Genomic DNA, 14,149 nt, shown 5'->3' with positions numbered 1-14,149 from the left:
CGAAGAAATTCTCGGGTTGCTGATTGAGTGTGACGTAGATTCGTTACTTGAAGAGGGTGAAAAGGGTGGTAAGCGCGCGAATTACAGTCAAGTTCACTGTGTAACCGCAAAATTGTTGTACAAATTACAACTTTGGTTCACAGATATCCGGGTAATCCGAAGGATTGTTGTACGAAATACAAGAATTTCCCCGCTGTGCCGCCAGTTGGAGGAGAAATGCTGCATTCTGTACAACAATTTTGAAATTCGGCCAATTTATTGAGGGAAATGTTGTATTTGGTGCAGGATTTTTGAGTAATATTGGATTTGCTCCCCTCCTGCTCCCCTCCTGTTCCCCTCTGCCGCTCTAATCATAACTCCGGCGCTCCTTCCTCCCCGACCTTATCACACTATTTCCAGTTCTTAATCAAGCCCCGCCGCTCCCCAGCCCTGCCGATCTATTCCCAGCTCCATAGGTTCTACCCTCAGCACTCAAATCCCAGCTCCGCCGCGAGCGAAGCGGCGGGGCATTCCCTTTGCCCCCTTTCAAGGATATACATTGAAAGGGCCCACCCGTGGAGCGGCAGAAAGGGACGGAGGGAGGTTTGGAACTGTAGGAGCGATAGCGTCCGCCTTTAGGTTTGGATTTCTACCGTAAGCAGCGGTCTGAATCAAGAAATCCAAACCTAACAGCGGCCGGAAGTCCAAAGCTCACGCAGTCCCGCCCGCCGCCGTTCCCCACCCCTGCCGATCTATTCCCAGCTCCATAGGTTCTACCCTCAGCACTCAAATCCCAGCTCCGCCGCGAGCGAAGCGGCGGGGCATTCCCTTTGCCCCCTTTCAGGGATATACATTGAAGGGGCCCACCCGTGGAGCGGCAGAAAGGGACGGAGGGAGTTTTGGAACTGTAGGAGCGATAGCGTCCGCCTTTAGGTTTGGATTTCTACCGCAAGCAGCGGTCCGAATCAAGAAATCCAAACCTAACAGCGGCCGGAAGTCCAAAGCTCACGCAGTCCCGCCCGCCGCCGTTCCCCACCCCTGCCGCCCCTGTGATACTCCCAGCCCCATCAGCTTCACCGCGCCCACTGCACTCCTTCCAATGTATATCCCCCTCAATCACACGATAATCATTAACCCACACCCCCAGCCCCAGCGCGCCTTTATGAGTAAATGATTGTATTCGTAATCCTCCGTGGACTGTAATGTGAGGCTTGTAACCAATACAAGTTAAACGGAGGTCAAAAAGGAATGACAAAAAAATCCTTCACCCTGCTCCTCAGCTCGCTGCTGACACTCAGCATGCTGTCCGCATGCGGCGGCAACAACAATAATGAGGCGGCGGCAACCAAAGATCCAGGTGCAAGCACCGGAACCAACACGGCAGCGGCTACAGAGCCGGCAGCAGAACCGGAAAAGCCGACAGAGATCAAAATCATGCTCCCGCTGAACACGACAGATACTCCACCGGACACGATCAAGACGGAAGTGGAGAAATTGACGAATACGAAGCTGACCTATCAGTTTTTCCCGGCAGATACCTATGAAGAGAAGCTGAACTCCTCCTTCGCCACGGGCTCACTGCCGCAGGTTACGTATCTGAAGAATCAGACGACCTTCCTGCAGATGAAGGAAGCGATCAAGGACGGACAGTTCTGGGAGATCGGGCCGCTCCTCAGCGAATTCCCCAACCTGAACAAGCTGAAGCCGGAAATCCTCAATAACACCAAGGTAGACGGCAAGCTGTATACCCTGTATATCGGCCGTCCGCTGGCCCGCCAAGGGATTATCTACCGTAAGGACTGGGCGGATAAGCTGGGACTCGCAGCACCAGCCAATACCGAGGAACTGTTCGCAATGGCTAAAGCCTTCACGGAGCAGGACCCTGACGGCAACGGGAAAAAGGATACGATCGGGGTGGTTGACCGGAATGAGCTGGTGTACGGGGCGTTCAAAACCGTCTCTTCCTGGTTCGGCACACCGAACAACTGGGCGGAAAAGGACGGCCAGCTGGCTCCGGAATTTACCTTCCCGCAGTACTTCGACACAATGGATTTCTTCAAAAACCTGCGTGACGGCGGATACATGAATCAGGACTTTGCAGCAACCAGTAAAACGGATGCGGTAAATACGTTCACCAGCGGCAAAGCAGGACTGTATATCGGCGGTTCCATGCAGGATATCGATTCCCTGAACAAGGACCTGATCAAGAACGTGCCGGATGCCGTGCTGGACACACACAGTATGGTGGCCGGACCTGACGGCAAGTTCGCCCAGTGGATGATTCCCGGCTATAACAACGTAGTGCTGTTCCCGAAATCAGCGGTTAAGGATGAAGCAGAGCTGAAGAAGATTCTGAAGTTCTTTGATTACATGATGACTCCTGAAGTGGCCAACCTGATGTACTGGGGGATTGAAGGTACACACTATACCGTGGAAGACGGCAAAGCCAAAGCAACAGATAATAAAGAGCTGATTGAACGTGAAGTCAAAGGCTTCAAAGACAGCGTAATCGGCGAATACGAAACGAACGGCATGTACCAGAGTCTTAACGTACTGCCGGGCCGGATTCATGCAGAAGAGCTGGTGCTGGAGAATGTGAAGGTAGGGGTTGCCGATCCTACGGCAGCGCTCGATTCGTCAACCTACACTTCCAAGGGTGTTGAACTGCAGCAGATCATTACAGATGCCACTTATAAATACATGTACGGCCAGCTCGATAAAGCCGGTTTCGAGAAAGAAGTCGAGAACTGGAAGAGCCGGGGCGGGGCCCAAATCATCGAAGAATACAATGCCGTGTACAAAAAATAAGCAGAACGCAGCAGCTTTGACTGCGGGCTGACCACATGAAAGAAGGCTGCCCCGGGTTAGCGCTTCGGCAGCCTTTTTTTCAAATATAGAAGAATTTACAGAGAAAGGAAGAGAATCATGCAGGAAGTTACCGCCCAGCCCCGTGTAGTTCCCGAACCGAAGCCTAAGAGCTATAAGAGCAGCAGCGAGCTTAAAAAACGGCTGTGGAGAAACAAATTACTCTATGTGATGCTGATCCCCGGAGTGCTGTATTTCATTGTATTTAAATATTTGCCGATGTACGGACTGATTATCTCCTTCCAGGATTACAAGCCTTACCAAGGGATTACAGGGAGCGAGTGGGTTGGAATGAAGCATTTCAGCCGCCTGTTTACCGAACCTGATTTCCTGAATATTCTGGGGAATACCCTGATCCTGTTCGGGATGAATATTCTGATTTATTTTCCGATTCCGATTATCCTCGCCCTGATGCTCAATGAACTCAGAGGCACTTTTTTCAAAAGATTCTTCCAGACCCTGGTCTACCTGCCCCACTTCATGTCCTGGGTTATCGTCGTCTCGATTTCCTTCGTCATGGTGACGATGGACGGGGGGATTATCAACGAACTGCTGGCCTACTTCGGATTCTCCAAAATCAATTTCCTGCTGAGTCCCGGCTGGTTCAGACCCATGTACATCATTCAGGTCATCTGGCGGGAAGCGGGCTGGGGTACGATTATTTATCTGGCTTCCATCGCTGCGATCGATCCCGGGCTCTATGAAGCTTCGCGTATGGACGGAGCCGGAAGGCTCAGACAAGTCTGGCATATTACACTGCCGGCGATCCGCGGAGTCATCATTACCCTGTTTATTCTGAAAATCGGTTCCGTACTCGATCTTGGATTCGAACATGTCTACCTGCTGCTCAATTCCATGAACCGGGAAGTTGCGGAAATTATCGATACGTATGTCTACACCGCCGGGCTGCGGCAAGGGCAGTTCAGCTATAGTACAGCCATCGGCTTCTTCAAGTCGATCGTGGGTCTGATCATGGTGGTGACCGTCAACAAGGTATCCAAGAAAATAGGAGAAGAAGGCGTATATTAAAATGCCGCAGGAGGAATTGAAATGGTAGAAGACCGTACGATTAGCGGTAGAATATTCTCCGCTGTCAACTTTACACTGCTTGCCATCATCGCGCTGGTAACGGTGCTTCCCTTTGTCCATGTAGTAGCAGGGTCCTTCACAACCAGCGCAGAGCTGGCGGCCAACAAATTTGTACTGATTCCGAAAGTGTGGAGTCTGGAGGCCTACAAATTTATTTTCTCAACGAATACAATCTTCAGAGCCCTGGGTGTGTCGATCGGGGTAACACTTATAGGGACTTTGTTCAGTATGTTCATTACGTCGCTGATGGCTTACGGTCTCTCCCGCAGGGATCTGGACGGACGCCGGGTATTTAACTTCCTGGTAGTATTCACGATGCTGTTCCACGGCGGAATGATTCCAACGTTCCTGGTGGTCAAAGAGCTGGGCCTGATTGACTCGTATTCAGCATTAATTCTCCCGTCGGCGATCAGTGCCTTCAATATGATTATCCTGAAGAACTTCTTTCAGAACATTCCTGAAGGACTGGAGGAATCGGCCAAAATCGACGGCTGCAACGACTTCGGCATTCTGTTCAAGATCGTATTGCCTTTATCGCTGCCGGCGATTGCCACGATCTCCCTGTTCTATGCGGTGACGTACTGGAACACTTATATGAGCGCCATTCTGTATCTGGATAACAGCGCCAAGTGGCCGATTCAGGTCCTGCTGAGACAGATTGTCGTGCTGGCCAGCGGGATGGATCACAGTGCAACGCTCGATGGCACGGTGCCGCCGCCGGATCAGACGATCAAAATGGCTGTAATTGTGGTAGCAACGCTGCCGATTCTGATGGTGTATCCATTCCTGCAGAAGCATTTCGCCAAAGGCGCGATGCTGGGCTCGATGAAGGGCTGATGCTGAGGGCAGGCCGGGTATTCTGAAATATGAAAGGGGTATAACAATGATAGGCAGTCTGCCGCAAACACCTTTAGAATGGGCGCAAAAAGCCTGTGATTCTTTGATGGATACGTATCAAGCGGGGGAGCTTCCGCCTGCGCACCGCTGGCATTATCACCAAGGCGTGTTTCTATGCGGGATGGAGCTGCTGTGGGAGGCTGTCCAAGAGGACCGCTATATCGAATACATCCAGCAGTATGTGGATGATCTGGTAGATGAATACGGCAATTTCTATTTTGCCCGGGATGAGCTGGATGCCGTACAAGCGGGGCTGTTGCTCTTCACGCTGCATGAACGGACCGGCAAGCTGAAGTACCGGGAGGCTGCGGCTAAGCTCAGGAATCTGCTGCGGACGCTGAACAGAACCTCCGAAGGCGGCTATTGGCATAAGGACAAATATGCGAATCAAATGTGGCTCGACGGGCTGTATATGGCCGGGGTCTTCTCCCTGAAGTACGCGAATGCTTACGGGGAAGAAGACTTGCGCGCAGCGGTGCTGCACCAGGAGCGGCTGATGCGCAAATATATGAAAGACGAGGCTACCGGCCTGCTCTACCATGCCTGGGATGAGAGCCGCCGTATGCCATGGGCGAATCCGCAAACCGGCTGCTCGCCGGAGTTCTGGAGCCGGTCGCTCGGCTGGTACGGGCTGGCGCTCTCGCAGTTCATGGATGAGCTGCCGGAGAAGGATCCGGGGCGGGCCGAGCTGGCCGCCGAGCTGAGCGGCTTCGTGCAGGCGCTGATCCGCTATCAGGACCCGCAGAGCGGTCTCTGGTATCAGGTGGTCGATAAGGGAAATGAGCCGGATAACTGGCTGGAGACCTCCGGCTCCTGCCTGTTCGTCTACACGATTGCCAAAGCGGTGAAGCTGGGCATTCTACCGGCGGAGGCTGAAGCTGCAGCGGCAGCGGCGGCACGGAAAGGCTACGAGGGCTTAATTCAGGTGCTGGAATGGGATGAGCAGGACCGGCTGATTCTGCCGGATATCTGCATCGGGACCTCGGCGGGAGATTACCGCAACTATGTAACCCGCCCGAAGGTCAGCAATGACCTGCACGGAGTAGGGGCGCTGGTGATGGCCTGTGTGGAGATGCAGGCGTTGTACCCGGCCAAAGTGTAGCAGAGCCTGAGGCTGGCGGTTCGGCAGAATCGTAGTGGAGTTTGAAGTGGCTGTATCCGGCGGAAAGCGCAGCAAAGCTTGAGGCTGCCTGGACCAGCAGTGGATTAGTAGAAAGGAGGCGCGCAGTGTTTAATATTGCGGATTACGGAGCGCTCCGGGATAGCGGGGTTCCGGCAACGGCAGCGATTGCGGACGCGATTGAAGCGGCGCATCAGGCTGGCGGAGGTACGGTGTATGTTCCGGCGGGCACCTTCCTGACAGGTGCCGTGCGTTTGCGCAGCAACATAGAGCTCCATCTAAGTCCCGGAGCGGTATTGTCCTTCAGTACCGATCCGGCGGATTACCCGGTCGTGGTATCACGGTGGGAAGGAGTGAAGCAGGAGGTGCACGCGGCCTGCATTTATGGGGCGGAACTGGTGAACGTCTCGATCACAGGCAGCGGGACGATTAATGGAAACGGTGCACCCTGGTGGGAGAAGCACCGGAATCACCCGGGAGAGCTGGAGTATCCCCGCCCGAGATTGATCGGCCTGGATAATTGCAGCCGGGTGACCCTCCGGGATCTGACGCTGATTAATTCTCCCAGCTGGACCGTGAATCCGATCGGCTGCAGCAATGTGATGATCGATAATCTGTCGATCCTGAATCCGGCAGATTCGCCGAACACGGATGGCATTAATCCTGAGTCCTGCCGTGATGTCCGCATCAGCAACTGCCATATCGATGTGGGCGATGACTGCATTGCCATTAAGGCAGGCACCGAGGACACCAAGGAGCGGATTCCCTGCGAGAATATCACGATTACGAACTGCGTGATGGTCCACGGGCATGGAGCGGTGGTGCTGGGCAGTGAGATGAGCGGCGATATCCGCAACGTGACGATCAGCAATTGTGTGTTCAAGCAGACGGACCGGGGCATCCGCATGAAATCGCGGAGAGGGCGCGGCGGGATCATTGAAGATATCCGTGTCAGCAACATTGTGATGGAGGATGTGATCTGTCCCTTCACGCTTAACCTGTATTATTTCTGCGGGCCGCGGGGCAAGGAGAAGTATGTTTGGGACAAGAACCCATATCCGGTAACGGAGGAGACCCCGCAGTTCCGGCGGATTCATTATGCCAATATTACTGCCCGCAATGTTCACGCTGCGGCGGGATTCCTGTACGGGCTTGCCGAGCAGTATGTATCGGAAATTACTTTCACTAATATTGATATTTCGATGGCGAAGGATGCAGTGCCCGGCCATCCTGATATGATGACAGGCATCGAGAACATGCAGCGCCGGGGATTCTACCTGGGCAATGTCCGCGATGTGCAATTTCAGCAGGTCAGTATTGAGAACCACGAAGGACCGGCCTTTTATGTTGAGAACGGGGAAGATGTGGAGTTTCTGAACTGTCGGTCAAGGAACACGGCGAAGCCGGAGAAGCTGGTGGAGCAGGTTACGGTGGAACTGGCGGGGAAATGAAGTCGGGCATCAATTGGGCGGAATATGGGGGGGAAGAGCGGTTGATACCCTCTGACCTTAGTGAATAAACTATATACACAAGAGTCTGGTCCTGTTAGGGGACCGGGCTCTTGTTGTATGTTTGATCACTGTAGCGCTGCTGTACCATCCGCTGCACTGGAAGCTTTCGCCCAATTGCACTTAAGGGATTCATCCATCGGCTGGCCATCGTTCGATATAACTGTATTTTGTACAACTAAAATGATCAATTATTGCGCGAGGGGAGGTTTAATTGCACTCTATACACTTATATAACTCCCCTATGCTATAAAGAGACACTTTTCTCTATTTTAATTGTACAGAATACAGTTATTCCTGCTTTTCCGGTCTTTCGCCGTCTTTTAACTGCACGAAATACAACTATTCCGAAATGTGCATCCGCACTCACTCCTTAACTCTAGAGGAGCTTTGCGGCGTAACTGTCTGCAACACAGGCTAACATCCGCATTTGCTGTCGGGCGGTAACCCGGAGTGTGCAGCGTAATCCCCAGTCAGTTTTTAAGTTCAATATAGTTAGCTGAAATCTTGCACGAAATACAACAATTCTCTCGTGATAGCGGGTTAAATCCGGAATTGTTGTACAAAAGGCAACATTTCCCCTACTCCATGTGGTTTAGCATAAGGATTGTTGTATTTCCTACAACAATCCTTATAAATATCCCGGTATTTATGTATCCGAGTTGTAATACGTACAACATTTGTACTTTTATAGGCAGATGTATCTGCAACCGTGTCCGCGTTCGCAGTCGCATTCGCAGTCGCATTCGGATTAACGTCAAAGTACCCTCATTTACATCGGCCTCCGCATGCTGACGTCAGCTAGAGTTATAGAGTGAACATAAGAATCTAACCTGCTCTATTGCGCCGCTCTATTGCGAATTCCCTGCTCGGCACAGGGGCGTTAATCGGCTAACTGTCATTCTTAAGTTCAGCTTATATAGCAAAGCAACTTTTGCTGCCGGGCGGCGACCGGAACATATGGCGCAAGGCCCGGCGTACCAACCATTACGATCAATACTTGTACTGGCGTACGTTCAGTATATTTTACAGCCTTCTGAGTATATCTTTTCTCTTCAGGCCGTTCTTCTTGGCGGTGGCATTCCAGAAGGAGTGGGTTGCGGCGAATTTCCAGGCGAAGCGCGGGAAGTTGGGGCTGAACAGCATAGATTCATCTGCGCTTCTGGATTGGATATTAGCGGCCATGCTGTGCATTGCTTTTCCCAGGTTCTTAAGCGGACCCTTGCCGGGAGGGACCTTCTCCAGGGAGCCCAGCATTTCACCGGCACCTTGACCCAGCGCCTGCCCGAAATGAACTCCGGCCCGTGTGCACCAGTGTTTAAGGATATCCAGAGCAATGTGATTCTGACTGCCCTCATAGAAACCATTGTTGATCATAGCATAGACATAGATATCCTTTTCTTGCTCATGCTCGGATTTAAGGTATTCCTCGAGGGTTGCCAGCAGCCTGAACAAGTGTGAAGGGATGGCATCTACATAGAGCGGGAAGGCAATCACCAGTACATCCATACGGCACAATTCGCTGTATTGCGCAGGGGTGAGCGGTCTTTTGTTCGGATTATAGTAGGTTAGTTCATTCCCCGTGCGGATAAGCGGCTCGAGCATCTTCAACAATATACCTGAGTTACTGTTAACGGGCTTGGGGCTGCCGTTGATCATGGCGATGTTCATTGGATCGCCTCCTTAATGCTGTGCAGGCTGTCATGGAAGTACACATGGTTTCCTGCAGAGTACAAATTCAGGCTGTTCGCGGCGACCAGCGTTCGGGCTGTGTCTTTTTCAGCCTCGGTGATGTCATCCCCATAGAAATGAACCGATAGATTGAACTGGTGATCATACCGGTTGCGGTGATGGGTTTCTCCATTCTTGGTGACAAAATAGGGGAGGACGTAGGAAATACTCCGGTTCAGCACATTCAGGACAAAGGGACTGTAGCTGCCGTACATACATTTGCTGATGATAATCAGTTCATCGCTTTTGGAGAACAGCTCACCCAGATGGTTATAGCCATCCCGTATCACGCATGCGCCGGGCGTCCGGGTCCAGCAGCCGAAGCAGCCCATACACTGGCGGATGGTACCATTGTCCGAGATAACAGTCAGCTCTCCTTGCCCGCCCTCTGCCCATCCTGCAAATTCCTGCTCCTGCAGATCGTGCACAATCGTTCTCATGGTTCATGTCTCCTTAACTACAGATTCAAGCGCTAACAAATCACGCCAGTTCCCCGAATAACGCACCCCGTTATTGGTAAGCAGTGAAGCAATACCGTGCACCATCGCCCAGTGTGAAATCAACTGACGGGAGAACTCTGCTTCCGGCAGTCCGATGCTTGTGAACAATTGATAGGCAGTGGTCCGGAATAGAACGAATGGCGGATAACTGTCGGAATTATAGTTGTCTAAATCAATGACTAAGCCTGAGTGGTAGAATAAAAACTGGAAATATTGCGGATGCTCCATGAAAAAATCAATGTAAGCCTGCCCCAGCTGGAACATCGCTTCCTGGCGGTCCTCCTGTCCTTGAACGGATGCACGCAGGGACTCCATAAATTGCTCTGTGACATGCTCACCCATGGCGGATACCAGCTCATCTATATTTTTAAAATGGCTGTAGGGGGCGGTGTGGCTGACTTTGCATTCGGCTGCGACCTTGCGCAGGGAAAAGCTGTTGATGCCGTCTGTGTTAATGAGCTTAATGCCTGCTTCTATAAGCTGGCTCCGTAAATTGCCGTGGTGGTAGGGTTTATCCGTCACTTTCCTGCAGCCTTCCTTTCCGTTATCTTTACACTGTAAAGATTGTAGCACTGAATCTTTACAACGGTAAGATACATAGATCACACAAGGCAAGCTGGAAATCATTCTCTCCTGTAATTTTTTTGCAAAATAATTCAGTTTAAGTTATTATTAGTACCAAGTACTAATATCAGATACTATAACTAACGATGAGGTGATATTGATGAAGGGTGCAAGAATTACAGCGATCGGCTCTTATGTACCGTCCCGGAGACTTACGAATCATGATCTGGAGCAAATGGTCGATACCAATGACGAGTGGATTGTTCAGCGGACGGGTATACGGGAGCGCCGAATCAGCCGCGAGGATGAATATACCAGTGATTTATGTGCAGCTGCCGTGCAGGATCTGATGAAGCGTTACGGTAAAAGCGTACAGGATGTCGATATGGTTCTCGTTGCTACCAGTACGCCCGATTTCTCTTTTCCTTCCGTGGCAGCCATTGTGCAGAACCGTCTCGGTATTCCGCTTACTTCGGGAGCGATAGATATGAGTGCCGCATGCGCGGGGTTTGTTTATGCTCTGCATACGGCTCATGCGCTGGTGTCCTCGGGATTGCATCATAAAGTGCTGGTCATCGGCGCTGACGCGCTCTCCAAGATCACGGATTACACTGACCGCAGTACCAGTATTCTGTTCGGTGATGGTGCAGGGGCTGTACTTGTGGAGAGCGGCGGGGATAAAGATCACTTCTTAGGGTTCAATCTCGGCAGCGACGGGAGCGGAGCGCAGCATGTCTACCGGACTGGGCTGGCGGACAAGGTGAACGGAGTGGAGCTTGCCGCTACAGGCAAGCTGGTACAGAACGGGCGTGAGGTCTTCAAGTGGGCGGTCCGGACAGTTCCGCAGGGGGTGCAGCAGGTGCTGCAGAACGCAGGAGTCAGCCTTGCGGAAGTGGACTGGTTCATCCCGCACAGCGCTAATCTGCGGATGATTGAACCGGTCTGTGAACGGCTGAAGTACCCGTTCGAACAAGCGCTGTACAGCCTTGAATATTTCGGCAACACCTCGGCGGCCAGTATTCCGCTTGCCCTCGATCTTGGCATCCGTGAAGGAAAGGTGCAGAATGGCCAGCGGATCCTGCTGTACGGATTCGGTGCAGGCCTCACCCACGCGGGCCAATTGGTCAGCCTGTCACTGGACCCGCAGGTGGGTGCTCCAACACCTCTTTAATGTCAGCAGAAAACACTCATAAGAAGATCCACATCGGACATTTTATCAAGGCGGTTTCCGAATCATTAAATCGTCAGATATCGTGAGATATGTATTAGACTAGCCACAACTATGTAAGACAGCGGCAGCCGTGGACGAGAAGACAAAGTCCTGGACTGCCGCTGTTTTATTGAGATAAGGTTTCCCGTTAGCTTAATTCCGAAATCCCTGGGGCAGGCCGAGGGGAAATAGCCCCAATGCTGTGCTAAATATGTTGTTAGCTGATGGATTCGCCTTCACCATTCTCCGGTCCCCGCTATACGTGTCTACTTTACTTTATTCAATAAGATTGTCACCATTCTGCTCAATGTCCCTTGATCGACAAAAGGAGCAAGGCTTGCCAGCAGGTCTGGGCTAAGCTGTTCAGCTTCGACTCCATTAATCAACTTCTCGAGATTTTCCCTGTCCAAAAAAGGTGCGAGGCTCATGATCCGGTCCGCATCGATGGTGCCATCTGCAACCCGGTCTACCAAGCGGCTTAACGTTTCTCTGCTAATAAAGGGTGCCAGCCCTTGAACGGAATTCCAGCTCACGCTGCCCTCATCTGCCTGATGAACCAGTTCATCCAATATACCTGTTCCAAGGAACGGAGCCAGCCGCATGATCACGTCTAAGTTAAGGATGCTGCTGTCTACTCGTTCTGTAACCTTATGCAGAGCGCTTGCTTTTACAAACGGTGCTAACTCTACAAGCTCTTCCATCTCCACCTCACCGGTATTGACCATCTCTGCAACTTGGTCCGGCCTGTTCTCTGCGATCTCCTCAACGATCGTTCCTAGGTGCTGATGCTCCCGATTTTCTGCGTTGTCTCCTGCATTTAGAATGTCGTCTACCGTTTTGCCGAATAACCTCGCAAACTTCGGAAGCGTTCCGATATCCGGAAGCGATTCGCCTCGTTCCCATTTCGATACCGCCTGATGACTTACATTCAGTTGATCGGCAAGTTCCAATTGGGTCAAATCCTGGTCTTTGCGAAGCTTCGAAATATAAGCTCCAATTTTACGCAAGTCGAGCATTGTATACCTCCAATGAAACAAAATGTACAGTGCGCACTGTCGAAAACAGCATAGCATTTTGGCAAACGCAATCCTATCAAGCGATGGTTGAATGGTCACATGCGCTTTATTCAACTGCCGGTAGAATTGTCCGGATTGAGCTTTTGCCAGTTTCATGTATTGTTTTTTTTCTACAAATCATTTCCATTAGCCTGCGCGTTCGCTTTTAAACACAAATAATGGGGACCAAGCCGAAAAATGGTCCCCATAACCAGAAAAACGGTACCTTGAACCATCCCATCAAATGAGAGATTATAGTATCGAAAGCGGTTTCAGTATGGTTCAGGTAAGCACGGAATGATGAAACAGAGGGGAGGTAGTATGCTGCACCCGGAAGAAGGCGCAGCTCAGCGGTTCAACCCGCTTCCGCAGGATTCACGGATGATCAGCGCCGGCTCAACCACGAAGGAGCCGCCTTCCGACTGATTGTTAATGAGATCGAACAGCATATGGGCCGCGAGTACACCGAGCCGTTCCTTGTTCTGGCGGATTGTAGTCAGTGTCGGGCTGGTATACTGGCAGGCCTCGATATCATCACAGCCGATGATGGCGACATCCTCCGGCACACGGAGGCCATGCTCCTTCAAGGCGCGGACCGCTCCCAGGGCGAGCAGATCGGAGGCGGCGAAAATGGCTTGCGGCAGACTGCCGGTCTGGATCAGCTGCTTCATGGCGGCGTAGCCGCTGGGCTCGAAGAAATCGTCACCATGCACGAACCATTTGGGATTCATCGTCAGACCGAAACCAGCAATGGCTTTGACATAGCCCGCTTCGCGCCGGTTGGAGATATCCGAATCGGCCGTACTGCCGATGAAGCCAAGCTCCCTGTGGCCGAGCAGATAGAAATGCTCCACCACTTTGGAGGCAATCTGGTAATTATCCGACATCACATAGCCGGATTTCTTGCCGGTCAGCTCTAGGTCAACGCCGATGCAGGGAATATTGCTTCTATCCAGATCCTGTATGGCAGGCTCCATCTGTTGTCCGGAGATAATGACGCAGCCATCCACATGGAAATGCAGGCAACGCGAGAAATAATCGCCGCTGCTGATGAATTTCTCATTGGAAAAGAAGATCAGGTCGTAACCCAGCACGCCCATCTGCTTCTTGAAGGAATTCAGTACCTCTACAAAAAAAGGATGGGTAAACTCCACATTCAGCTCACCGGCAAAAATAACCCCGATCAGATTTGACTTCTTGGTAGCCAGTGTTTTGGCGGAGCTTGAGGGGGTGTATCCGGTTTGTTCGATAATCTCCAGCACTCTTTGCTTCGTTTTTTCGGAAACATCGCTGTAATTATTCATTATTTTCGAAACAGTGGATACAGAGACCCCGGCCATTTCGGCAATTTTTTTGATATTCATCTGCATGCTAAAGTCACCCCCGCTTAATAGTTGTAACAGGGCCAAAAGACGGGTATGCCAGGGTTTCTCAGGCTATAGGGCCGTTCATCGGACACTCGGCTGCTGCTAAGAAATAGTTCTTTCTAGAGTCTATTCAACTTGCCGAAACAAGTCAAAGGTTTATTGCACTCAAGGGATAAGTATGGATATTATCGAAACCGATTTCGATTATTGCAGCTGAGAAATACCCGGCTATGCAATTGTGACGGGTGAGACTGGAAACTAGAG

The 14,149-nt window shown here is 51.5% G+C and carries 11 protein-coding genes; 6 read left to right on the top strand and 5 right to left on the bottom strand.

Annotated features, from left to right (window positions below; genetic code table 11):
* Nucleotides 1-1,227 precede the first annotated feature (1,227 nt).
* From P40081_RS30720 to P40081_RS30700, 5 genes are all read left to right on the top strand, one after another.
* Nucleotides 1,228-2,787, top strand: coding sequence for an extracellular solute-binding protein (locus P40081_RS30720; protein ID WP_042139872.1), 1,560 nt, complete (start codon nucleotides 1,228-1,230; stop codon nucleotides 2,785-2,787).
* Nucleotides 2,788-2,904: 117 nt separating this feature from the next.
* Complete coding sequence (locus P40081_RS30715) at nucleotides 2,905-3,873, top strand: ABC transporter permease (RefSeq protein ID WP_042139871.1); 969 nt, start codon at nucleotides 2,905-2,907, stop codon at nucleotides 3,871-3,873.
* A gap of 21 nt (nucleotides 3,874-3,894) precedes the next feature.
* On the top strand, nucleotides 3,895-4,770 hold the full coding sequence (locus P40081_RS30710) for a carbohydrate ABC transporter permease (protein ID WP_039305372.1): 876 nt from the start codon (nucleotides 3,895-3,897) through the stop codon (nucleotides 4,768-4,770).
* Between the two features lie 46 nt (nucleotides 4,771-4,816).
* On the top strand, nucleotides 4,817-5,932 hold the full coding sequence (locus tag P40081_RS30705; protein WP_042139870.1) for a glycoside hydrolase family 88/105 protein: 1,116 nt from the start codon (nucleotides 4,817-4,819) through the stop codon (nucleotides 5,930-5,932).
* A 125-nt stretch (nucleotides 5,933-6,057) separates the two neighbouring features.
* A complete protein-coding gene (locus P40081_RS30700) occupies nucleotides 6,058-7,401 on the top strand; it encodes a glycoside hydrolase family 28 protein (RefSeq protein ID WP_042139869.1) in 1,344 nt (447 codons plus the stop codon).
* 1,083 nt (nucleotides 7,402-8,484) lie between these two features.
* Here P40081_RS30700 and P40081_RS30695 read toward each other — a convergent pair.
* The 3 genes from P40081_RS30695 to P40081_RS30685 are packed head-to-tail and all read right to left on the bottom strand — an operon-like array spanning nucleotide 8,485 to nucleotide 10,211.
* A complete protein-coding gene (locus tag P40081_RS30695) occupies nucleotides 8,485-9,129 on the bottom strand; it encodes an NADPH-dependent FMN reductase family protein (protein WP_042139868.1) in 645 nt (214 codons plus the stop codon).
* On the bottom strand, nucleotides 9,126-9,629 hold the full coding sequence (locus P40081_RS30690) for a flavoprotein (RefSeq protein WP_042139866.1): 504 nt from the start codon (nucleotides 9,627-9,629) through the stop codon (nucleotides 9,126-9,128). The genes P40081_RS30695 and P40081_RS30690 overlap by 4 nt, the downstream gene beginning before the upstream one ends.
* Before the next feature lie 3 nt (nucleotides 9,630-9,632).
* Entirely contained in the window at nucleotides 9,633-10,211 is a 579-nt protein-coding gene (locus P40081_RS30685; protein WP_042139865.1) for a TetR/AcrR family transcriptional regulator, read from the bottom strand.
* 202 nt (nucleotides 10,212-10,413) lie between these two features.
* Here P40081_RS30685 and P40081_RS30680 point away from each other — a divergent pair, with 202 nt between their 5' ends.
* Nucleotides 10,414-11,424, top strand: a complete 1,011-nt coding sequence (locus tag P40081_RS30680) for a ketoacyl-ACP synthase III (protein WP_042139864.1) — start codon at nucleotides 10,414-10,416, stop codon at nucleotides 11,422-11,424.
* A gap of 305 nt (nucleotides 11,425-11,729) precedes the next feature.
* Here P40081_RS30680 and P40081_RS37120 read toward each other — a convergent pair whose 3' ends face one another.
* A complete protein-coding gene (locus tag P40081_RS37120) occupies nucleotides 11,730-12,479 on the bottom strand; it encodes a helix-turn-helix domain-containing protein (protein WP_063779810.1) in 750 nt (249 codons plus the stop codon).
* A gap of 386 nt (nucleotides 12,480-12,865) precedes the next feature.
* A complete protein-coding gene (locus tag P40081_RS30670; protein WP_039305455.1) occupies nucleotides 12,866-13,882 on the bottom strand; it encodes a LacI family DNA-binding transcriptional regulator in 1,017 nt (338 codons plus the stop codon).
* Nucleotides 13,883-14,149: the final 267 nt, after the last annotated feature.

The organism is Paenibacillus sp. FSL P4-0081 (assembly GCF_000758565.1).
GTDB classification, from domain to species: domain Bacteria; phylum Bacillota; class Bacilli; order Paenibacillales; family Paenibacillaceae; genus Paenibacillus_AQ; species Paenibacillus_AQ phytohabitans.
The sequence above is the reverse complement of the archived record's forward strand: the minus strand, read 5'-3'. Positions and strand labels throughout refer to the sequence as shown.